20 protein-coding genes are annotated in these 21,221 nt (G+C 59.6%); 17 read left to right on the top strand and 3 right to left on the bottom strand.

Features of this window, described 5'->3' with window-relative positions; all coding sequences use genetic code 11:
• Window positions 1-32: 32 nt before the first annotated feature.
• Genes IF199_RS29665 through tssI form a run of 3 tightly spaced genes read right to left on the bottom strand, consistent with a single transcriptional unit; the run spans window position 33 to window position 5,149 of the window.
• Window positions 33-1,112 carry a hypothetical protein gene (locus tag IF199_RS29665; protein ID WP_192561028.1) on the bottom strand — a complete coding sequence of 360 codons (1,080 nt, stop codon included), beginning with the start codon at window positions 1,110-1,112 and terminating at the stop codon, window positions 33-35.
• A 13-nt stretch (window positions 1,113-1,125) separates the two neighbouring features.
• Entirely contained in the window at window positions 1,126-1,815 is a 690-nt protein-coding gene (locus tag IF199_RS29660; protein WP_192559327.1) for a DUF2931 family protein, read from the bottom strand.
• Window positions 1,808-5,149 (bottom strand): type VI secretion system tip protein TssI/VgrG, encoded by a 3,342-nt coding sequence (gene tssI / locus IF199_RS29655; RefSeq protein ID WP_192559326.1) that lies wholly within the window; start codon window positions 5,147-5,149, stop codon window positions 1,808-1,810. The genes IF199_RS29660 and tssI overlap by 8 nt, the downstream gene beginning before the upstream one ends.
• Before the next feature lie 717 nt (window positions 5,150-5,866).
• Between tssI and tssA the strand changes: the two genes are divergently transcribed.
• The 17 genes from tssA to tagH all read left to right on the top strand — a co-directional run bounded on the left by tssA (window position 5,867) and on the right by tagH (window position 21,218).
• Window positions 5,867-7,429 (top strand): type VI secretion system protein TssA, encoded by a 1,563-nt coding sequence (tssA, locus tag IF199_RS29650; RefSeq protein ID WP_102620672.1) that lies wholly within the window; start codon window positions 5,867-5,869, stop codon window positions 7,427-7,429.
• A gap of 32 nt (window positions 7,430-7,461) precedes the next feature.
• A complete protein-coding gene (gene tssB, locus IF199_RS29645; RefSeq protein WP_096817191.1) occupies window positions 7,462-7,965 on the top strand; it encodes a type VI secretion system contractile sheath small subunit in 504 nt (167 codons plus the stop codon).
• A 28-nt stretch (window positions 7,966-7,993) separates the two neighbouring features.
• Entirely contained in the window at window positions 7,994-9,469 is a 1,476-nt protein-coding gene (gene tssC / locus IF199_RS29640) for a type VI secretion system contractile sheath large subunit (protein WP_096817193.1), read from the top strand.
• A 9-nt stretch (window positions 9,470-9,478) separates the two neighbouring features.
• Complete coding sequence (gene tssE, locus IF199_RS29635; RefSeq protein ID WP_007954373.1) at window positions 9,479-9,886, top strand: type VI secretion system baseplate subunit TssE; 408 nt, start codon at window positions 9,479-9,481, stop codon at window positions 9,884-9,886.
• A gap of 19 nt (window positions 9,887-9,905) precedes the next feature.
• Window positions 9,906-10,310: a hypothetical protein gene (locus IF199_RS29630; protein ID WP_244142426.1), complete on the top strand. Its 405-nt coding sequence runs from the start codon at window positions 9,906-9,908 to the stop codon at window positions 10,308-10,310.
• Window positions 10,311-10,345: 35 nt separating this feature from the next.
• Window positions 10,346-10,717 (top strand): hypothetical protein, encoded by a 372-nt coding sequence (locus IF199_RS29625; protein ID WP_192559325.1) that lies wholly within the window; start codon window positions 10,346-10,348, stop codon window positions 10,715-10,717.
• Between the two features lie 26 nt (window positions 10,718-10,743).
• A complete protein-coding gene (locus IF199_RS29620; protein WP_192559324.1) occupies window positions 10,744-11,088 on the top strand; it encodes a hypothetical protein in 345 nt (114 codons plus the stop codon).
• A 52-nt stretch (window positions 11,089-11,140) separates the two neighbouring features.
• Window positions 11,141-11,524 carry a hypothetical protein gene (locus tag IF199_RS29615; RefSeq protein WP_192559323.1) on the top strand — a complete coding sequence of 128 codons (384 nt, stop codon included), beginning with the start codon at window positions 11,141-11,143 and terminating at the stop codon, window positions 11,522-11,524.
• The gene (locus IF199_RS29610) at window positions 11,521-11,916 is read left to right on the top strand and encodes a hypothetical protein (protein ID WP_192559322.1); all 396 of its coding nucleotides are present in this window, start codon (window positions 11,521-11,523) and stop codon (window positions 11,914-11,916) included. The genes IF199_RS29615 and IF199_RS29610 overlap by 4 nt, the downstream gene beginning before the upstream one ends.
• Window positions 11,913-12,362, top strand: a complete 450-nt coding sequence (locus IF199_RS29605) for a hypothetical protein (RefSeq protein WP_192559321.1) — start codon at window positions 11,913-11,915, stop codon at window positions 12,360-12,362. The genes IF199_RS29610 and IF199_RS29605 overlap by 4 nt, the downstream gene beginning before the upstream one ends.
• Complete coding sequence (locus tag IF199_RS29600) at window positions 12,355-12,780, top strand: hypothetical protein (protein ID WP_192559320.1); 426 nt, start codon at window positions 12,355-12,357, stop codon at window positions 12,778-12,780. The genes IF199_RS29605 and IF199_RS29600 overlap by 8 nt, the downstream gene beginning before the upstream one ends.
• A 27-nt stretch (window positions 12,781-12,807) precedes the next feature.
• Entirely contained in the window at window positions 12,808-14,595 is a 1,788-nt protein-coding gene (gene tssF / locus IF199_RS29595) for a type VI secretion system baseplate subunit TssF (RefSeq protein ID WP_096817214.1), read from the top strand.
• Window positions 14,559-15,566, top strand: coding sequence for a type VI secretion system baseplate subunit TssG (gene tssG / locus IF199_RS29590; RefSeq protein WP_192559319.1), 1,008 nt, complete (start codon window positions 14,559-14,561; stop codon window positions 15,564-15,566). The genes tssF and tssG overlap by 37 nt, the downstream gene beginning before the upstream one ends.
• A gap of 11 nt (window positions 15,567-15,577) precedes the next feature.
• Window positions 15,578-18,235: a type VI secretion system ATPase TssH gene (gene tssH / locus IF199_RS29585; protein WP_192559318.1), complete on the top strand. Its 2,658-nt coding sequence runs from the start codon at window positions 15,578-15,580 to the stop codon at window positions 18,233-18,235.
• Window positions 18,236-18,245: 10 nt separating this feature from the next.
• The gene (locus IF199_RS29580; RefSeq protein ID WP_192559317.1) at window positions 18,246-19,772 is read left to right on the top strand and encodes a sigma-54 interaction domain-containing protein; all 1,527 of its coding nucleotides are present in this window, start codon (window positions 18,246-18,248) and stop codon (window positions 19,770-19,772) included.
• 93 nt (window positions 19,773-19,865) lie between these two features.
• Entirely contained in the window at window positions 19,866-20,006 is a 141-nt protein-coding gene (locus tag IF199_RS29575; RefSeq protein ID WP_003229566.1) for a hypothetical protein, read from the top strand.
• 18 nt (window positions 20,007-20,024) lie between these two features.
• Window positions 20,025-21,218 (top strand): type VI secretion system-associated FHA domain protein TagH, encoded by a 1,194-nt coding sequence (gene tagH, locus IF199_RS29570; protein ID WP_096817222.1) that lies wholly within the window; start codon window positions 20,025-20,027, stop codon window positions 21,216-21,218.
• The last annotated feature ends 3 nt before the right edge of the window (window positions 21,219-21,221 follow it).

The following is a 21,221-nucleotide window of genomic DNA, read 5'->3' as shown; positions in this document are numbered from 1 at the left end:
CGGGTGCCCATTTTTTGTGGCCGTATGTCGAGTCATTTACGTCGGAAACAGGCTTTTCCGTTTCCAAAGTTGACGGCGAGGCAGTCGGGTTCGATGGCTAGTTGCAGATCGTTGAACAGCACAGAGAGATCGCCGTTGGCAGGGTCAGGATAGGTTTGCCAGTCCAGCGTCGCCCATCGAGTTTCCGGCATCACGGTGAACCATTCGATGTCATCAGGCGAATTTTGAGTATGCAGACCGATTTTCTCCAGTGTCCTATTTGGGGAGAAGGGTTGTGTCAGTTTGGTCTGCTGCGAATCTGCCCAGACCTGCTTCAACGTCGAGCCATCTTCGAATTGCCAATAAACATCCACCGGCTGGATAGCGGGTGGTGAGATCGGGTCGAAGTGATACAACGTCAACCAGTAGTTATGGGCAACTCGCTGTTGCTCTTCCTGTGACAGATATCGACTGGTAGTCGCCAGATCAAATCCGGTGGGTTGTTCGAACGTTAAGGGCTGGTTTTTTCGTTTCTTCCAGCCAATGTTGAAGGCGCGGCTGTCCGGCGAAACATCGAACCATTGATCTGCCCCGTGATTGTGATCTGTGCCAAAGCCAATTTTCTTCAGCGTTCTCTTGGGATCGTAAGGAAGCCAGAGGTCTGTTTGTTGATTCGAGCTCAATAGTAATTGGCCTGGCGGACCTGAATTGAACTCAAAATAGACAGTCACGGGTTTCAGGGGCGGTGGCGGAGGTTGGCGATCGTACCGTAGCTCTAAAACGTAGCTTTCTTTAGCCAACTCATTTTTTTCGTTGTCGGCATATTCCTTGAGTTCGACCAGCGTTCTCTCGCGTGAAAGATTGTAGGAAAGCTTCTTTGCTGGTTGGGTGGCAGGATCCTGCTCCAGCATGAGAGTGTTTTCCTCGACATACCAATTTCCCTTGGCGACACCGCCAGCCGAACCATAGGCGATACCGGCAGAAAAGGTGCCGTCCTTACGCAGCAACAACTCCGCGCCCATCTCCATTGCACCTTGAAGGTAGTAATGGCCGTCCAGTGTGCGGACATCTGCGTAGGCCTCGGTGAAGGGAAAACTCAAAAAAGCCGCCATTAACAATATTTTTAACTCCATGTAATCACTCTCCTTACCAGCTTTCAAAGGGGATGCCGAATTGTTCGATGTAAGCCTTGGACTCTTCAGCGAGCGGTCGATGCCTTCCGTTGGACCTGCCATCGTAGGGGCCTTTGGGATTGATCGTGCCCTGGACCCGCATGACTTCGGTCGACAAAAGACATTGGCCGCCCAGCCAGACCTTGGCGATGCCGCCGGGGGCGAGGCCAATGATCACCATATTTCGGTAATCCGTGATCCATTTGCCGTCTGCCCGACAGAACGTTTGCTCACTCTTGAGCATGGTTCGGCGAGCCAAATCCGGGATTTCTATGTAGGCTTCGTAGGTTTGTGGCTCAGCCATGGACTGCCAGCGCACGTAGACCAGTCGCGGTAGTGCGGCCTCCCTGATATATCGACCTTTGCCTACAGGATGTTCCGGCCATCCTCTCGGTTGTCCCCGAAAAATGGCGGGTACACCTTGATTGAGTGGTCGAGGATAAGCGATGGCTGGAACTCCCCTGGCTGCACCTCGAAAAATTCGCTTATTGACGTCCACGACGTCTGCGGTTTCGATCCAGACCTGCATGTAGTCGGGTGCAAAAAACCTGAGGTTCCAGTCTTCGTAAGGCAGTGATCTTCTGTCGCCGAATGCACAGCCACCCAGCAACACAGCAAATGTCAGCGCAAAGCCAATTTTGAGCATGCACGAGTTCTCACGCATTGGGGTGCACCATGCGAACATACTTATCGGCGGGGCGATTGATAAACAGGATGTTCAACTCAGTTTCGTTGAATCCCTTCGCAGCATTCCAGTTTGACGACAGATGAATGTAGCGTTGAGAGAGTATCTCTTGCTCATTCAGGCTCAGACCGATACTGCGTGTTTCACCCAGCGCATAAGTCATTATTTTTTTGGCGATACCTCTGAGTTCTTCCGGTAATGGATATTTCTGATCTTCTTCATCAATCGTATCGAACGCGACCCCATTCCTGGTTGCTAACTCCCGCATGACGCGCAGGTAAATCAGGGACAGATCATTGCGCACGATCCGTTCGCTGTAGACCGCTGCATACACATTCTTCGATTTCCGCCTGTCGCCCTTGACGTTACTGACCGTTTCCACCACCCAACTCTTTACTTGAAGGGGCAGCCCATAGAGTTTCAATTGGTCTTGGCGTCGGTAGAGTTCTTGTTCAGCCAACCGATAAGCGTTGGTCGACGACGAAGGGGTATTAAAGTCCACATCGCGGCTGCAGCGCGGCTTGCTAAGCAGAACCCGTTCAACAAGATTCGGCAGATACCCGCCTCCCAGGTCAGAGTGGACGCCTGGCAGCACAATATCGGCGTTGCCGGCACTGTTGAGCGAAAAGTTGTGGCGACGCTCGTCCTGGGCAACCAGGTGCACGATTTTCTTCGCGAGGTCGGGCGCCAGATACAGACTGACGCCGGGGTTGTTGGCATCATGGACACTGAAATCGCCGTCGGCCATGCTTCCTATGGCGGCAGCCGTGTCGAAGATTCCGATGAAGTTGATGCTGACATCAATGTTGACCCGCCAGGAGAAGTCCTCAAGGAACAATGACGATTCCGCTGGCAGTAGCTGCGCCAGCGGGCTTTGCTCACCTTTCAACACTTCATTGGCGAAGTGCCTCGCAGCAGCGGCGCCACGGCTGAAGCCGAAGATATCGAACTGAACTGAATCAACCTTCCGGTTGGGGTTTGCCAACTCAAACAGACGAACTCCTTCGAGGATGCTTGCTGGACTTTGTTTGACTCTCGCCAGTACACCTTGCGCACCTGTGCCTGTCAGTTGCGAAAAAAACGAGTCGCCCTTGCGCCCTCTCGTACCGATGCCATCAAGGTAAATGGGGATATAACCGATAGTTTCCTCTTCAGCTAATTGCCGGTTTCGGTCATCGATATACAATTCGTATAACTTCGCCACATTGCTGGCGTCATTCCCATAACTGTTATCCGGCACATTGCCCTGCCCGTCATACCCATGCATCTGGCAGAACTGTTGAATGTCCTCGGCTTCCTCTTCAAGATTCACATCCCGCGCATAGCAACCTTTCACCTGTTCGCTGTTGAACAGATTGTTCCCCGTCCCATCGAAAAACACGCCGATCCGCAACGTAATCCCGGCAGGCTTTTCATCCTCCAACTCGACTTCTTCTTCCTCTTCTTCGAGTTCGCCGTTCTCCGGAGCTTGAGTAGAGGCAGCCGCCTGTCCAGCGGCCAGGGCCGCCGCCATTTCGGCCGCTGGAAGTTCAGCTGCTTCACCTGCGGATAACTTTCCCCCCGTCACAATCTCGGTGCTGCTGAATATCCCGCCCTCATTGATCACGATGTGATGACCGCCCGCGTTCAGCGTGATACTGGCGCCCGCATCCAGCACCACAGTGGCTCCGGCCTTGATCTGCACTTGCTGTCCCGCCTCGACGGCAATGACCTTTCCGGCAGATGTCTGGCTGCTGCCCTGGATGCTTTCCCATCGATCACGCCCGACTTCCAGCCGACTGTCATGGAGAATCTGCCGCTCCATATCGCGCTGGGCACGCAGATAAATCAGCTCCCGCCCGGCACGATCTTCAATCGTCAGTTCGCTGTAACCGCCGGAGTCGGGCGAGCTGTGGCTGCGCAAAACGGTTCGGGTCTTGTGCTCGGGCAGTTTGTAAGGCGCAGGCGTGAGCTTGTTGATCACGCAGCCGGTGATCAGCGGATGGTCGGGGTCGCCCTCCAGAAAGGTCACCACCACTTCCATCCCAATGCGGGGGAGGGTGACGGCACCGAAGCCGTTTCCGGCCCAGCTCGACGACACCCGTACCCAGCAACTGCTGCGTTCGTTGTTCAACGCGGCCCGGTCCCAGGGGAATTCGATCTTCACGCGACCGAATTCATCGCAGTAGATCTCTTCACCTTTTGGTCCCGTCACCCGAGCGGTCTGGCTCACCAGCGGTGGCCGGTGCGCAGGCAGAGGCGGGCGGAAAACCACATCGGCAGGAATGGCGCGGAAGCTGTTGCGGTATCCCTGTGTGAAACCGTCGGTGGGCTTGAGTTGGTTGGTGGCCGATTCCTCCAGCACTTGAGGTTGTCGCCCGGTGTGGGTGACTTCAAGCAACTGCCAAAGGCCGTTGCATTGCTTGCGGGTGTGTTCGGTCAGCTCGAACAGGTAACCACAGCGCAGGGTCGGCTGGTTGCTCTGGCCCTCGGCCGTTTCATAGTCGGCGCGATGGCGCTCCAGGGCCTGACGGGCAAGTTGTTTGCCGCGTTTTTCGTTCTCCATCGCTAATGGGTAGCGATAGTCTTCAAGTCGCGGCGTGAACCCGGCGCTGAAGCGGCTTTCCAGCAAGAGATGCGGGCGTTTCAGGTCGTAATCGCGGCGTGTGACATGACTGGTGCGTGTTCGGGCGTGCAGCGTAAACCGGCTGACCACCGGGTGCTCGGGCACCATCCCACAATCCTGCCGATAGGGAGTCGCACGCAGAGTTGGCAGGAACACCGTGTCATCGGTGAACACCAGCAGGTGCCCCTCGGCCGAGTGTTGGTGATGCCACGCAATACCTTCTTCGGCGCACAACCGCTGGATGAACTCGAAATCGGTTTCACCGTACTGGGTGCAATACGCACGTGGTGGCAAGGTCTGGACATGGAACCTGAACGCATCGGCAAGGATGCCGTGCCGTTTGAGCACTTGCGTGATGATCTGCGGGACAGTCTGGTTCTGGAAAATCCGTTGGTCGTGAATGAACTGCAAATAGTGAAGCTCTGGAACCAGTGTCAGGCCATAGTGCGACAGTCGCTTTTCCGACTCACCGGCCTGCACATTCTCGATGCGCCCATGAATACCTTCGCCGTCCAGCCCGAATCGAAGGAACGCCGGCTGACCCAGCAAACTTTCCACGTCGAAGTCAGGGACCTCGCTGACGAGTTCAACCTTGATGGCATAAAGCGTGCTGACGGCCTCGGAGCCTTCGAAAGCCAGTACCTTGAAGTCGTTGCGAACGGCGGGGATCTGCAGCGTAAAGCGCGCAGAACTGACAGCTCCAGACATACGCTTGTCCTTAAGCAGAGAGGGAAATTTGGCGTGATGTCAAAACCCTCCCTGGTCTGCGCACGCGAACATTGCCCGGCACGCTAACAAGGCATGAAACAAATTTATGTAAGAAGAGTCCCTGGTTTAAGTCGGAGTATTCCGTGTTGTAAAACAACCTCAGGGTTGTGGGAAATGCCTGTGGGAAAGTGATTCAAGGCGATAAAGAACCCGCGCGATAATCCTGTCTGTACAGGTATTCCAACAATATTCAACATATGAATTGCCATCAATTTGATGGCACTTTTATTGTCCGCAGTTGTCGCCATTCATTTGTTAATAGATGAGGGTGTATTTTCGGAAGCGTCCTACTTCAAATTTTTTCCGGTTTTGTCATGCTTTCATCTGTATTTATGGAACGGGCGTGCCATCACTGTTGCTGGCTTTCGCTGGGCGCTCTAGATCAATGCTTACGGGGTTTGAGGCCGAAAATGTGAAATATAAACCGATATCGGGGAAACCCCTGTCACATATAGGGCGATCTCCTACACACCCCAATGAACAGTTCGTCTTGTTGTTTAATCGGATGCTTGCTAGTGGCCATCATTGTGATTACGATGCGCGCACTTGAAAGAGCACACACTCAATTGGATGAGTCTTCTCACTGCTCTTCGATACTGTCCCCGCGCCGCAGCAACTCCAATAGGCGCACGACCGTAATCCAAATAAAGGCCATGGATGTCCTACTCAAGCAAACTTTCCGCCCATTACCTCGAACTCGCTAAAGTCTCTGTTTCCAAAGAGAATTTCGCGGGCGAAGACGTTCGTTTTTCGAGCGAATTCGAGGCCCTGGAAAGCGAGCTGGCCAAAGCCTCGTCGATGCACGAAAGCGGGCAGATCGACTGGCTGAAAATCCGCGAAAACAGCGAAAACCTGCTGCGTACCCAATCCAAGGATTTGCGTGTTGGGGCCTGGCTCGCCTGGTCGTTGTACCAGCGTGAATCCTTCCCCGGGCTGCTCGCCGGCCTCGGTTTGCTGCACCACTTGTCGGAAAACAACTGGGCCGAGGTCCATCCGCTCAAACCCCGTACCCGGGCCGCTGCCATCGGCTGGCTGGTGCCGCGTCTGGAGCAGGTGATCACCGAGAACATCGCGATCAAGGAACAGTTGCCGATGTTCCGGCAGTTGTCCGAGCATCTGTCCGGTCTCGACGCGGCCTGTACCGAACATCTGGGCGATGATGCGCCGCTGCTGCTGCCGCTCTCCCGCCGCCTGAAAACCATGATCCAGCGCGCCGCCGACAACCAGCCGGCCCCCGGTGTTGTGGGCGCGGCGGTGGCGCAGGTCAAACAGGCCGCCAGCCAGTTGCTGGCGCCCGGCGCGCCGATCGATAACGAGAAAGAAGCCCACAAGGCCCTGCGCGCCCAGCAGGAAAGCGCCCGCCCGTTGTGCGCCTGGTGGCTCAAGCAGAAAGCCACCGACCTGCGCGCCCTGCGCCTCAACCGCACCTTGCTGTGGATGACGATCGACGCGGTGCCCGAGCGCAACGCCGAGCAGATCACCATGCTGCGCGGGTTGCCGGTCGACAAGCTCAAGCAGTACCAGGACCGTTTCGACCAGGGCAAATACGCCGACCTGCTGGTGGAACTGGAGGCGAGCCTGGCGAAGGCGCCGTTCTGGTTCGATGGCCAACGAATGGTCTGGGAATGCCTCCAGAACCTCAACGCCGAGCTCGCCATGCGCGAAGTGGAAATCCACTTCGCGCTTTTGGTTCAGCGCCTGCCCGGCATCATCGAGTTGCGATTCCATGACGGCGCGCCGTTCGCCGATCCGTCCACCCGGGCGTGGATCGCCGGCAACGTCATGCCGCACCTGCAAAGCGCCAGCGCGCCGCGCAAGGTCGAGTCCGATGACGTCCAGACTCAGCCGGCCTGGGAAAAGGCGCTGGAAGAAGTCCAGCCGATCCTGCGCAAGGAAGGCCTCAAGCCTGCCGTGCAGATCCTCAAGCAGGGTTTGCAATCGGCTCACGGCGGCCGCGAACGCTTCTTCTGGCAGTTCGCCCTCGCGCGGCTGTGCTTCCTGGCCAAGAAATACGAACTCGCCAAGAACCAGCTCGAAACCCTCGATCAGACATTACAGGACTCAGGCCTGCACGCCTGGGAGCCCGATCTTGCATTGGAAGTGCTGCACCTGCTGCACAGTTGCTGCGAGTTGTTACCGCAGAACCATGCCGTACGTGAACGCAAGGAAGAGATTTATCGCAGGCTGTGCCACCTCGATCTCGAAGTGGTACTCGAATAGGCCCCAGGGCCACAACCGCAAGGAGAAAAGCCATGGCCAAAGAAGGCTCGGTAGCCCCCAAGGAACGCATCAACGTCACCTTCAAACCCGCCACCGGCGGTGCTCAGGAAGAGATTGAACTGCCGCTGAAGCTGCTGGCAATCGGTGACTACACCCACCGCAAGGACGATCGCAAGATCGAGGATCGCAAGCCGATCAGCATCGACAAGATGACCTTCGACGAAGTGCTGGCCAAGCAAGAGCTGCAGCTGACACTGAGCGTACCGAACCGTCTGCAGGAAGATGGCGAAGCCGACGAACTGGCCGTGCAACTGCGCGTCAATTCGATGAAGGACTTCAACCCGGCCAGCCTGGTCGAGCAAGTGCCTGAGCTGAAAAAGCTGATGGAACTGCGCGACGCGCTGGTGGCCCTCAAAGGCCCGCTGGGTAACGCACCTGCGTTCCGTAAAGCCATCGAAGGCGTGCTCGCCGACGATGAATCCCGCGGTCGCGTACTCGGTGAGCTGGGCCTGAACGCCGCAGCCCCGGACGCCTGAGACTCCAGCAGCCAAGGAAGCCAACACAATGAGCACTAGCGCAGCACAACAGAACGCCGCTGAAAACGGCGAATACAGCATCCTCGACAGCATCATCGCCGAAACCCGCCTGACGCCGGACGACGAAGCCTACGACATCGCCAAGCGCGGTGTGTCGGCGTTCATCGAAGAGCTGCTCAAGCCGCAGAACAACGGTGAGCCGGTCAAGAAAGCCATGGTTGACCGCATGATCGCCGAGATCGATGCCAAGCTCAGCCGTCAGATGGACGAAATCCTGCACCACCCGGACTTCCAGTCGCTGGAATCGTCGTGGCGTGGCCTGCAACTGCTGGTCGACCGCACCAACTTCCGCGAAAACATCAAGATCGAAATCCTCAACGTCTCCAAGGACGACCTGCTGGACGACTTCGAAGATTCGCCGGAAGTGATGCAGTCGGGCCTGTACAAGCACATCTACACCGCTGAATACGGCCAGTTCGGTGGTCAGCCGGTTGGCGCGATCATCGCCAACTACTACCTGTCCCCAAGCTCGCCGGACGTGAAACTGATGCAGTACGTGGCCAGCGTATCCTGCATGTCCCACGCGCCGTTCATCGCCGCTGCCGGCCCGAAATTCTTCGGCCTGGAAAGCTTCACCGGCCTGCCGGACCTGAAAGATCTGAAAGATCACTTCGAAGGCCCGCAATTCACCAAATGGCAGAGCTTCCGCACCTCGGAAGACTCCCGCTACGTTGGCCTGACCGTTCCGCGTTTCCTGCTGCGTAACCCGTACGACCCGGAAGAAAACCCGGTCAAATCGTTCGTGTACAAGGAAAACGTTGCCAACAGTCACGAGCACTACCTGTGGGGCAACACCGCTTACGCGTTCGGCACCAAGCTGACCGACAGCTTCGCCAAGTTCCGCTGGTGCCCGAACATCATCGGCCCACAGAGCGGCGGCGCGGTTGAAGACCTGCCTCTGCACCACTTCGAAAGCATGGGCGAAATCGAAACCAAGATTCCTACCGAGGTTCTGGTTTCCGACCGTCGTGAATACGAACTGGCCGAGGAAGGCTTCATCTCCCTGACCATGCGTAAAGGCTCCGACAACGCGGCGTTCTTCTCCGCAAGCTCGGTGCAGAAGCCGAAGTTCTTCGGCATCAGCGCAGAAGGCAAGGCTGCAGAGCTGAACTACAAGCTCGGCACCCAACTGCCGTACATGATGATCGTCAACCGCCTGGCTCACTACCTGAAAGTGCTGCAGCGCGAGCAACTCGGTTCGTGGAAAGAGCGTACCGACCTCGAGCTGGAACTGAACAAGTGGATCCGCCAGTACGTGGCCGACCAGGAAAACCCGAGCGCCGAAGTGCGTGGCCGTCGTCCGCTGCGCGCTGCGCAAGTGATCGTCAGCGACGTTGAAGGCGAGCCGGGCTGGTACCGCGTCAGCCTGAACGTGCGCCCGCACTTCAAGTACATGGGTGCCGATTTCACCCTGTCGCTGGTTGGCAAGCTGGACAAAGAGTAAGAGCGACTCATGGACGGATACGGCAGCCTTTTCGAACGCCTCAACGGCGACGCGGAACTACGCAAGGGCAGGAGCCTCGAGGCTTCTGCCATGGCGTCGGTGGCTGCCCATCTGGCCAAAATGCTCAGCACCCGGGCCGGCAGCGTGCAAACGCTGTCCGACTACGGGTTGCCCGATCTCAATGACATGCGCCTGAGCCTGCACGACTCCCTGAGTCAGGCCCGCCTGGCCATCGAAAGCTTCATCGAAGCCTACGAGCCGCGCCTGAGCAACGTGCGTGTCATTTCCCTGCCGCGTGACCACGATCAGCTTCGCCTGGCCTTCAGCATCGAAGGCCTGCTGGAAGTCGAGGGTTTCAAGCGTCAGGTCAGTTTCGCCGCGCGCCTGGATGGCAGCGGTCAAGTGAAGGTGAATTAGGACCATGCGAGGGAACGCCGTGAATCCGGGTACGTTGGCGAAGTGGGGGCGTAGCGCGCTGCTATTTCTCGCCCTGACGGCTGCTGCCCTGGTTTCAGCTGCCTGTTACGTGAAAACGACGGCGGCACGGCTGGCTCACGAGTACTCAACCGACTGGAACGACGCGGGTACGTGCTTCATCCGCTCCTACATTCCGCAGTATTCGGCCCTCGGCATACCGGGAATGATTTTCAAGCTGTTTGCCAGCGAAGCCTTTTTCCGGGTTTACGCAAAAGACGGCACGCTGCTGAAATCGTCCGAATGGTTGCTCTGGCAAAACGAGTTCACCACCGATGAACGCTCGCAGTGGGTATACGGTCATGCGATCTACCCGACAGCGACGGGTTACGAAGGCTGGAATATTCCGGCGTGTGACAAGCAATGAACCTGCGAAAGAGCGCGAGGGCGGCTGGCGTCTTCATGATCACGGCGTTGTTGCTGGCACTTCTCGTCGTCGTTGGTGAGCGGACACGTACCCCGTCCCTGGTGACCGTCAGCCCTTCAGGCGATTACAGATTCGAGGTGGTTCCGGCCAGTTGGATGATCGGTGCATCCAACATGCTTTACCTCAGAGTTGTTGACCTGAAGGACCCCGATCACATCTACCGCACGCCTCTGATGATTCGTGAGTCGCTGTATATGCGCGAATACGAAGACGAAAAAGTCGTCGGCATTACATGGATCGATTTCAACAAGGCTGATCGAACATTCACGTGGTCGCTCCCAGGCTGGAAAGAGCATTGGGCCAACAGCGTGATCAGTAATACCCCCTATGAAGTGATAGAAAACTGATGGGTAGCCGACTCATCGGATTAGTCGTGGCTGCGCTGGCCTGCGTGCTCCTGGTCTTGTTGGGGCTGAAGATGTTCGCGGGCAGGTTGGCTCATCCTTTGACTAAAGACTGGAGCGAATCGGGTCAGTGTTATGTCGTCATGTACGCCCCGGGCTATGGCGCGCTGGGTATGGTCGGACGGGTGCTTGAGCTGTTCAGCAGTCCGTACTTTTTCCGTGTGTTCACAAAAGACGGCACCTTGCTCGAATCGTCCGAATGGAAGCTGTGGCTGAAAGAGGCTGAAGGCGTCGCCCCCGAATTCCACGGCCAAACGTTTTTTTTCCCTGGCATGCAGGGCTGGGAAACATGGACGGTGCCTGAATGCGCCTGATCGCCGGCTCGAACAATTTTGAGAAGCGCGATGCGCGTACCGGGTGCTCGCCATGACGTGGCTGCGCGCGTGGAAATGGCTCAATCATCTGCTGAGCCTGATCGGAGCATTGGCCATCATCGCCGTCGTGATGGTCGCGATCAAATTGAGCTGGAGTCACTCGAAAAAGCCGGTATTGCCCGGTTATCCCGACGCGGTGTGGCGGGGTGCCGAGGATGGTGGCGACTTCATCGAGATTACTCGGTCGATGCCTCCGGACTACTTCATTCAGGTGCGTTCAGAGGGCGGCAGTCTCGTCAAGGAAGGCTGGGTGCGCTTCGCCACTCAGGATGGAAAACCGTTGACGATGAACCGGGTCAGCGCTTTCGACGGTGAATACCTCTTCGTTGACTCGTACGTGCCGGTCACGACGAGCAAGGGAGGGCGTGTTCAGTGAAATTCAGCGCCTGCATGACATCGCTGTCAGTGGTGGCTGGCCTGTTGTTGGCGGGCTGCACGACGCAGCTGGTTTATATAAACGACATTTACCTCGTCAACACCTGTGGCGTACCGCTTGAAGTGCAATCGCAGCATTCGACCAACTGGTTGCCGTCGATCACGCCGCGTCCGGTTGCGCCGGGCGAGCGAGTCAGTGTTGCCAGCTACAAGTCTTACGGTGAAGACATCGAAGAGCAAATCAGCGGTCGCTATTCGCTCACGATGAAAGGGCCGGAGCGGACGCGCCTCGTCAGCGCAGACGAGATGCGCCACGTCTTGCCCGACGCCAAACGCGAGCGCGATGGACTACAGCGCAGCTGGACCCTCAAGGACGGAGTGTTTTGCCCATGACAGCCGGACCTGACGAGATGCGCATGAACATGCCGGCCCGCATCGTCTGCTGCCTGTTGATCCACAGTCTTTTCTGTGTCGGTTACACGTTGCTGAATAACTTCGCGGCCGACTGGTACATCTCGACCTACGGCAGCTTGACCTCCCGTGGTGTGAACATTCGCCTGACCAGCAAATTCCTTTACGAGTTTTTTCTCGTTTTCAACTGGGTGCTGGCGCTGATTCCCGTGCTGCGCGTGAAGTTGGTGATGTGGGCGATCTGGGTGGCGCTGGTGCTGTTCTGGATGCTGCCGCATCACCCGCTGCGGGCGCTGTTGTATGGCATTGGTCAGGGGGCGTTCACCTTGGCGGCGATCGTCGTTTGCGTCGGCCTGGAAGCGTGGTACATGCGCAAATTTTCCGGCGCAAAAGCCTCGAAACGCGCGTCGGAGGCTGGCCATGCTTAGTCGCGCGCAGCTGAGTTTCTTCATGGGTGCCTTGTGGGCGCCATTCCTGGTCATGTTGGCGTTTTCATCCTATGGCCTGTGGATTGGCGATTATTCGACATTCGATTCGTCCGAGACCCACTGGGTGTATCTGTTGTGGTTCGGCATGCCCGGGTTGCTGTTGTTTGCGCTATGGGGCTCGCGGGCCGCGAAGAGCCGCAATGAGCAGCAGGCGCTGCGGATGGTCTGGCTGGCGCCGTTGAAGTTCATCCCTTTCTACGCGGTGCCATGGATGCTTTATGGCTTGTGCAGTCTGGTTGCCGGGCCGTTCTACAGTGCTTTCATGGCCTACAGCTGGATCCTGCTCGTGCCGTACCTCCTGATCGGCGGTTACGTGTGTGCCGGCGTGACGGTCGCGCTCTACAGGATATTTTTTTGATGAGTTCCACTACCAGGCAGGTACCCCGTGTCCTTTAACCACTACTACCAAAGCGAACTCACCGCACTGCGCCAACTGGGCCGCCGTTTCGCCGAGCGTAGTCCGGCGTTGGCACCGTTCCTGGGACAGGCCGGGCGGGATCCGGACGTGGAGCGGTTGCTGGAAGGCTTTGCGTTTCTGACCGGGCGGCTGCGCCAGAAGCTCGATGACGAGTTGCCGGAGCTCAGCCATTCGCTGATGCAGTTGCTGTGGCCGAACTACATGCGCCCGCTGCCGGCGTTCAGCATTCTGCAGTTCGATCCACTCAAGCGCTCGGGGCCGGCGCTAAAGGTCGAGCGTGATACGCCGATTGAAAGCGTGCCGATCGAAGACGTGCGTTGCCGCTTCCGCACCTGCTACCCGACCGAAGTCATGGCGCTGGATCTGGCCGCGCTGAACTACTCGGTGAAGGGCGACGGTTCGCTGCTCAGCCTGCGCCTGGAGATGAGTGCCGACGGCCACCTCGGCGAGCTGGAGCTGAGCAAGCTGCGTCTGCACTTTGCAGGTGAGCGCTACATCAGCCAGATGCTCTACCTGAGCCTGCTGCGCAACCTCGACGGCATCGAACTGATCCCGCTCGACGGCGCCGGCAAGCCTATCGACGGTGTGAGCGGCAAACCGATGGCGTTCAAGATTCCGGGCGACCGCGTCAAGCCAGTGGGTTTTGCCGAAGAAGAAGCGTTGATCCCGTATCCGCTGAACACCTTTCGGGGCTATCGCTACCTGCAGGAATACTTCGCTTTCCAGGACAAATTCCTGTTCGTCGATGTCCACGGTCTGGACATTCTCAAGGCGCTGCCGGAAGACACCCTCAAGCAGATGCGCGGCCTGGAATTGCGCTTCGACATCCGCAAGAGCGGCATCATGCGCATGCGTCCGACCCTGGATAACGTGAAGCTGTTCTGCACGCCGATCGTCAACCTGTTCAAGCACGACGCACTGCCGATCCGCCTCGACGGCAAGCAGGATGAATACCTGCTGCTGCCGGCGGAATTCGATCTGGAAAACTGCGGCGTGTTCTCGGTGGAAACCGTGACCGGCTGGAAGCCCGGCGGCCTCGGTTATCAGGAATACGTGCCGTTCGAATCCTTCGAGCACGACCCGAGTTTCGACGTGCCCAACAGCCGTCCGCATTACAGCATCCGCCAGCGTTCGTCGCTGCTGCACGACGGCCTCGACACCTACCTGAGCTTCGGCATCCGCCACACCGAAGCCCACGAAACCCTGTCGATCGAGCTGGTCTGCACCAACCAGAACCTGCCGCGCAAACTCAAGCTCGGGCAGATCTGCATGGCCTGCGAAGAAACGCCGGAGTTCCTGAGTTTCCGCAACATCACCCCGGCCACGTCCAGTTTCGCGCCGCCGCTGAACCGTGACTTCCTGTGGAAGCTGATCAGCAACATGTCGCTTAACTATCTGTCGCTGGCCGACGTCAATGCACTGAAGGTGATTCTCGAAACCTACGACCTGCCGCGCTACTACGACCAGCACGCGGAGAAGGTCAGCAAACGCCTGCTCGGCGGTCTGAAACTGATCAAGCATCACCACGTGGACCGGCTGCACCGTGGCCTGCCGGTGCGCGGTTTGCGCACCGAACTGACTATCGACCCGGAAGGGTATATCGGTGAGGGCGACCTGTTCGTCTTCGCCTCGGTTCTCAACGAGTTTTTCGCGCTTTACGCCAGTCTCAATTCGTTCCACGAGCTGCGAGTAAAAAGCACACAGGGAGAGGTGTACCAATGGACACCACGTATGGGTCTGCAGCCCCTGCTTTAAGCGGGCTGACCCGGGTAATACGCGAGTACTCGCTGTTTCAGGCCGTGTTGCTGGTGATCGACCGGCTGCGCGACGCGCACCCGTACCTGAGCGAAGAAGACCTGTACGACCAGCTGGAATTCCAGGCCAACCCGAGCCTGGGATTTCCCGGCAGCGACGTCGATCGCGTGGAGTTTTTCGAAGAACACGGGCAGATGCGCGCGCGCCTGCGTTTCAACCTGATCGGCCTGGTCGGTTCCGGTTCGCCGCTGCCAGCGTTCTACGGCGAACAAGCCCTGGGCGACAGCGAAGACGGCAACCCGACGCGCAACTTCCTCGACCTGTTCCACCATCGCCTGCAACGGCTGTTGCTGCCGATCTGGCGCAAGTATCGCTATCGCGCGAGCTTCCAGAGCGGTGCGGTTGACCCGTTCTCGTCGCAGCTGTTCGCCCTGATCGGCCTCGGCGGCGACGAGATCCGCCGGGCCAAGGAACTGAACTGGAAACGCCTGCTGCCGTACCTCGGCCTGCTCAGTCTGCGGGCGCACTCGGCGGCGCTGATCGAAGCGGTGCTGCGTTACTACTTCAAGCACGAAGACCTGGTCATCGAGCAGTGCATCGAGCGCCGCGTGGAAATCCTCGAAGAGCAACGCAACCGCCTCGGCTTCGCCAACAGCGTGCTGGGTGAAGACCTGGTGCTGGGCGAACACGTGCGCGACCGCAGCGGCAAGTTCCGCATTCACATCACCGAACTCGACTGGGAACGCTTCCACGAATTCCTGCCCATCGGTTTCGGTTACCAGCCGCTCTGCGCGCTGGTGCGGTTCACCTTGCGTGACCCGCTCGATTACGACATTCGCCTGGTGCTGCGCCCGGAAGAAATCCGCGAACTGCGCATTGGCGAGAAGAACGACTGTCGCCTGGGGTGGACCAGTTGGCTGGGCTGCGAGAAAGCAGACGGCGTGGTGACACTCGGCAGCAAAATTCATTAAGGACGTGAGCCATGATCAACGTAGACCTGCAACAACTCATCCAGGCGCTGGACGCCGAAACCCGTCGCGATCTGGAGCGTTCGGCCGAGCGCTGCGTCGCTCGTGGCGGCAGCAAGATTCTGGTCGAAGACCTGATGCTGGGCCTGCTGGAGCGCCCGAACGGTCTGCTCTCCCGCGCGCTGCAAGATGCCGATGTGGACGCTGGCGAACTGAGCGCCGCACTGCAATCGCGGGTTGAACACAGCGCTTCGCGCAACCCGGTGTTCGCGCCGGAGCTGGTGCAGTGGCTGCAAGACGCGCTGCTGGTGGCCAACCTTGAACTGGGCCAGACCTCGGTCGAAGATGCGGCGCTGATCCTCGCGCTGCTGCGCAACCCGATGCGCTACGCCGGCAGCCGCTACCAGCCGTTGCTCGCCAAACTGAACATCGATCGTCTGAAGGAGTTTGCCCTGTCGCAACAGCCGCAAGCAGCGGCCAACGGCAAACCGGCTGCCCAAGGCGAATCGCTGCTGGAGCGCTTCACCCACAACCTGACCCAACAGGCCCGCGACGGCAAACTCGACCCGGTGCTGTGCCGCGATGGCGCGATCCGCCAGATGGTCGACATCCTCGCCCGTCGCCGCAAGAACAACCCGATCGTGGTCGGTGAAGCCGGTGTCGGTAAAACCGCCATCGTCGAAGGCCTGGCCTCGCGCATCGCTGCCGGTGAAGTACCGCAAGTGCTCAAGGGCGTCGAACTGCTGTCGCTGGACATGGGCCTGTTGCAGGCCGGCGCCAGTGTCAAAGGTGAATTCGAGCGTCGTCTGAAAGGCGTGATCGACGAGGTCAAAGCCTCGCCGAAGCCGATCATCCTGTTCATCGACGAAGCCCACACCCTGATCGGCGCGGGTGGCAATGCCGGTGGTTCCGATGCGGCCAACCTGCTGAAGCCGGCGCTGGCCCGTGGCGAACTGCGCACCATCGCTGCGACCACCTGGGCCGAGTACAAGAAATACTTCGAGAAAGACCCGGCACTGGCCCGTCGTTTCCAGCCGGTTCAGCTGCATGAACCGACCGTGAATGAAGCGGTGACCATCCTGCGTGGCCTGGCTCAGGTCTACGAGAAAAGCCACGGCATCTACCTGCGCGATGATGCGGTGGTGTCGGCAGCGGAACTGTCCGCCCGTTACCTGGCCGGTCGCCAACTGCCGGACAAAGCGGTCGATGTACTCGACACCGCCTGCGCCCGCGTTCGCATCAGCCTCGCCGCTGCCCCGGAAAGCCTGGAACGCCTGCGTGGCGAGCTGGCTGAAGGTGGCCGTCAGCGCCAGGCCCTGCGCCGCGATGCCGAAGCCGGTCTGCTGATCGACCACGAAGCGCTGGATGCACTGGAAGCGCGTCTGGACGAAGCCGAAGACGAAATGGTCGCACTGGAAACCCTGTGGACCGAGCAGAAACAACTGGCCGAGCGCCTGCTGGAACTGCGTCAGCAACTGGCCAAGGCCCGTGAAGCGGCGGCGGTCGAGCCGACAGTGACTGTTGAGGAAGACGCCGAAGGCACCGTGATCGAAACCCACGCCGCCGAAGTCGACGAAGCCCTCAGCGTCGAAGCGCTGGAAGCGCAACTCAACGAAACCCACAGCGCCCTGACCGCCGCTCAGGTCAAGGAGCGTCTGGTCAGCTTCGAAGTCTGCCCGCGTCTGGTGGCCGAAGTGATCAGCGCCTGGACCGGCGTGCCGCTGGCGCAACTGGCCCGCGAACACAACGCCAAAGTCGCAAGCTTCGCCACTGACCTGCGCACCCGTATCCGTGGTCAGGAACAAGCCGTCCACGCACTGGATCGCTCGATGCGCGCCACCGCTGCCGGTCTGAACAAGCCTGACGCACCGGTCGGCGTGTTCCTGCTGGTGGGCCCGAGCGGCGTCGGCAAGACCGAAACCGCACTGGCACTCGCCGATTTGCTGTACGGCGGCGATCGCTTCATCACCACCATCAACATGTCCGAGTTCCAGGAGAAGCACACTGTTTCCCGCCTGATCGGTGCGCCGCCAGGCTACGTCGGTTACGGCGAGGGCGGCATGCTCACCGAAGCCGTGCGCCAGAAACCGTACTCGGTGGTGTTGCTCGATGAAGTCGAGAAGGCCGACCCGGACGTGCTCAACCTGTTCTACCAAATCTTCGACAAAGGTGTGGCCAACGACGGCGAAGGGCGCGAGATCGACTTCCGCAACACGCTGATCCTGATGACCTCGAACCTGGGCAGCGACAAGATCAGCGACCTCTGCGAAGACGGCGCGCGTCCGACCGCCGAAGTGCTGGAAGAAACCATTCGCCCGGTGCTCAGCAAACACTTCAAACCGGCGCTGCTGGCGCGGATGAAAGTGGTGCCGTACTACCCGGTCGGCGGCCCGGTGCTGCGCGAGTTGATCGAGATCAAACTCGGTCGTCTGGGCGAGCGTCTGAACCGTCGTCAGCTGGATTTCAGCTGGTGCCAGAACCTCGTCGATCACCTGTCCGAGCGCTGCACCCAGAGCGAAAGCGGTGCGCGTCTGATCGACCACTTGCTCGACCAGCACGTGTTGCCGCTGGTGGCCGACCGCTTGCTCGACGCCATGGCCACCGGTGAAAGCCTCAAGCGCGTGCATGCGACGCTCGACGGCGACGCCAGCGTGACCTGCGAGTTCGCCTGAGGTGAGTGTGATGTTCACTCAAGTGCCGCAGCCACTGCTCTATGCCGAAGCCTTGCTGGCGCAGTTCGCCAGCCTGTCGCGCTCGGCGGACGGTGCTGCGCTGCTGGGTGACTTCGTGCGCGGTCTGGCCGGGCTGAGCAGTTGCGAACTGACGCAGCTGTACTTGCTGGACGCCACGCACACGTCGCTGGGGATGAATGCCGAATGCCTCGACGGCGTGCTGCAACCGCGCAGCGCGGCGAGCCTGCCGGCCGATTACAACGGCGAGCAACTGTTGCAGTTCGCCCTGTGCCAGAACCGCGTGGTGTGCTTCGACGACCTGGGCGGCAGCCTGCAAGAAACCAGTTTTCTGCCGGCGTCGTCCACGCCGTGGCAGTCGCTGTTGTGCGTGCCGCTGGTCAACGGGCAGAAGGCGGTCGAAGGCCTGTTGCTGTGCGCCAGCCGTCGCCACATCAACCTGCAAGGGTTTGCCGATTCCCTCGGTCAGCTCGGCTCGTTCGTGCTTGGTCAGTTGCACTTGCTGCAACGCCTGCGACAGCCAGTGGATGCGGCCGCGCCGGTCGTGCGCAGCCTGCCGAGTGCCAGCGGCTACGGCCTGATCGGCAAGAGCGCGGCGATGCGCCAGACCTACTCGCTGATCAGCAAAGTCCTGCACAGCCCGTACACCGTGCTGTTGCGCGGTGAGACCGGCACCGGCAAGGAAGTGGTCGCGCGGGCAATCCATGATTGCGGCCCGCGCCGGTCCCAGGCGTTCATCGTGCAGAACTGCGCGGCGTTCCCGGAAAACCTGCTGGAAAGCGAGCTGTTCGGCTACCGCAAAGGCGCGTTCACCGGCGCCGACCGCGACCGCGCCGGGCTGTTCGACGCGGCCAATGGCGGGACCCTGTTGCTCGACGAAATCGGCGACATGCCGCTGGCGTTGCAGGCCAAATTGCTGCGCGTGTTGCAGGAAGGCGAGATTCGTCCGCTGGGTTCCAACGACACCCACAAGATCGACGTGCGCATCATCGCCGCAACGCACCGCGATCTGTCGGTGCTGGTCAGCGAAGGCAAATTCCGCGAGGACTTGTACTACCGCCTCGCGCAATTCCCGATCGAGTTGCCGGCCCTGCGTCAGCGCGAAGGCGACATCCTCGATCTGGCCAAGCACTTCGCCGACAAGGCTTGCGTGTTTTTGCAACGCGACCCGGTGCGCTGGTCGGAAGCGGCGCTGGATCACCTGTCCGGTTACACCTTCCCCGGCAACGTGCGCGAACTCAAAGGTCTGGTCGAACGGGCAGTGCTGTTGTGCGAGGGCGGTGAGTTGCTGGCCGAGCATTTTTCGCTGCGACTGGAACCGGCACCGGCGCCGGAAGACCACTGCGGCCTCAATCTGCGCGAACGACTGGAAGCGGTCGAACGCAATCTGCTTCTCGATTGCCTGCGCAAGAACGACGGCAACCAGACGCTCGCCGCCCGGGAACTGGGCTTGCCCCGTCGCACGCTGCTTTACCGGCTCGGCCGTTTGAACATCAATCTGGGTGACTTCGATGGGTAGGCAAAAGTCCGTCGGTTTCACCTCGTCCGCTTATATCAGCGCCGCCCGAAAGGGTCGGCGCTTTGTGCTTTGTCTACACCTGGAGACCCTCTGATGTCTGTTCGTCACTGGCACGCTGTCCTGCTGACCCTCGTCGTTCTATGCGGCCTCGGCGGCTGTAGCGGCAATTACAAATTCAACGATAACGATTACCGCCCATTGGGTGATCCGCAGGCGGTCAATCGCGGCAAGTGACCGCAAGGAGCATCAAACATGGAATTGGTTTTCGAAATGCTGAACACCAAGCAGTTCGTGCCCACCGAGCTGTGCCAGCGGACCTTCAAACAGGCCGGCGGCGTGATCGGGCGGGGCGAGGACTGCGACTGGATCATCCCAGACCGCAAGCGTCACTTGTCCAACCACCACGCGATCGTCAGTTATCGCGAGGGCACGTTCTTCCTGACCGACACCAGCAGCAACGGTGTCCAGGACGGCGACAGCGGCGCACGCCTGCACAAGGGCGAACCGGTGCGCATCGAGCATGGCAGCACCTACGTGCTGGGCGACTTCGAGATTCGCGCGCGTCTGGTGCGCGACCCGGCGACGTTCGACGGTGAAGCGGGCCTGCCACGGGCCGCCGGCACCATCATTCCGGACGACGCGTTCCTCGACCTCGACCCGTTGAAGTCGCTGGAGCAGCAAGAGCGCGTGTACTCGGAATTCGAGGAAATGCTCGCGCCGGTCACCGACCCCGAAGACTCCCGTCAGCGCGCCGACTATGCGCGCATCGACATGGAAAGCCTGATGGTGCCGGAGCTGATCGTCGAGCCCAAGCCTGAACCTGCGCCGGCTCCGAAAGAGGTCGAGCGTCAGCCACAGGGTTTCTGGGATCACTTCGGTGCGGCACTGGGGGTCGATCTGAAAGGCCTGAGCCATGACGAGCGCGAAGCACTGGCGGTCAATGCCGCACGCCTGCTGCGCCAGAGCATCGGCGGTCTGCAACAGAGCCTGCGCACCCGCTCCGAGCTGAAAAACGAACTGCGCCTGGCCCAGACCACCGTGCAAGGCACCAACAAGAATCCGCTGAAATTCGCCGTCGATCCGAGCGAAGCGCTGGACATCCTGTTGCAGCCGCACAAGCCGGGCCACTTGCCGGCCGAGCAGGCAATCTCCCGTGCGTTCCGCGACTTGCAGGCGCATCAGGTGGCGCTGCTGACCGCCAGCCGTGCGGCGGTGCGCGGCACCCTGGAGCACTTCTCGCCGGAGCAGTTGACCCTGCGTTTCGAGCGCGACAACAAGCCGTTGCTCGCCACTTCCGGTGGCCGCTGGAGAGCGTTCAACCGCTACCACCACGCGCTGCGTCAGGACGATGAGTGGAGCGAGCGCCTGCTGGCCCGCGACTTCGCCCAGGCCTACGAAGAACAGATCCGCCTGATCTCCACCCTCCACACCGACCACCAAGGATGATGC

Origin of the sequence: Pseudomonas allokribbensis, assembly GCF_014863605.1 — a bacterium.
Lineage (GTDB): Bacteria > Pseudomonadota > Gammaproteobacteria > Pseudomonadales > Pseudomonadaceae > Aquipseudomonas > Aquipseudomonas allokribbensis.
This window is presented reverse-complemented; position numbering and strand designations above follow the sequence as displayed.

Bases quoted from the DNA above. Each gene is read 5' to 3' on its own strand.
- IF199_RS29580 (WP_192559317.1), top strand. From the start codon at position 18,246: ATGTTCACTCAAGTGCCGCAGCCACTGCTCTATGCCGAAGCCTTGCTG.
- IF199_RS29600 (WP_192559320.1), top strand. From the start codon at position 12,355: ATGCTTAGTCGCGCGCAGCTGAGTTTCTTCATGGGTGCCTTGTGGGCG.
- IF199_RS29660 (WP_192559327.1), bottom strand. From the start codon at position 1,815: ATGCGTGAGAACTCGTGCATGCTCAAAATTGGCTTTGCGCTGACATTT.
- tagH (WP_096817222.1), top strand. From the start codon at position 20,025: ATGGAATTGGTTTTCGAAATGCTGAACACCAAGCAGTTCGTGCCCACC.
- IF199_RS29665 (WP_192561028.1), bottom strand. From the start codon at position 1,112: ATGGAGTTAAAAATATTGTTAATGGCGGCTTTTTTGAGTTTTCCCTTC.
- IF199_RS29575 (WP_003229566.1), top strand. From the start codon at position 19,866: ATGTCTGTTCGTCACTGGCACGCTGTCCTGCTGACCCTCGTCGTTCTA.
- tssG (WP_192559319.1), top strand. From the start codon at position 14,559: ATGGACACCACGTATGGGTCTGCAGCCCCTGCTTTAAGCGGGCTGACC.
- IF199_RS29625 (WP_192559325.1), top strand. From the start codon at position 10,346: ATGATCACGGCGTTGTTGCTGGCACTTCTCGTCGTCGTTGGTGAGCGG.
- tssB (WP_096817191.1), top strand. From the start codon at position 7,462: ATGGCCAAAGAAGGCTCGGTAGCCCCCAAGGAACGCATCAACGTCACC.
- tssH (WP_192559318.1), top strand. From the start codon at position 15,578: ATGATCAACGTAGACCTGCAACAACTCATCCAGGCGCTGGACGCCGAA.
- tssI (WP_192559326.1), bottom strand. From the start codon at position 5,149: ATGTCTGGAGCTGTCAGTTCTGCGCGCTTTACGCTGCAGATCCCCGCC.
- tssC (WP_096817193.1), top strand. From the start codon at position 7,994: ATGAGCACTAGCGCAGCACAACAGAACGCCGCTGAAAACGGCGAATAC.
- tssE (WP_007954373.1), top strand. From the start codon at position 9,479: ATGGACGGATACGGCAGCCTTTTCGAACGCCTCAACGGCGACGCGGAA.
- tssA (WP_102620672.1), top strand. From the start codon at position 5,867: ATGTCCTACTCAAGCAAACTTTCCGCCCATTACCTCGAACTCGCTAAA.
- IF199_RS29605 (WP_192559321.1), top strand. From the start codon at position 11,913: ATGACAGCCGGACCTGACGAGATGCGCATGAACATGCCGGCCCGCATC.
- IF199_RS29615 (WP_192559323.1), top strand. From the start codon at position 11,141: ATGACGTGGCTGCGCGCGTGGAAATGGCTCAATCATCTGCTGAGCCTG.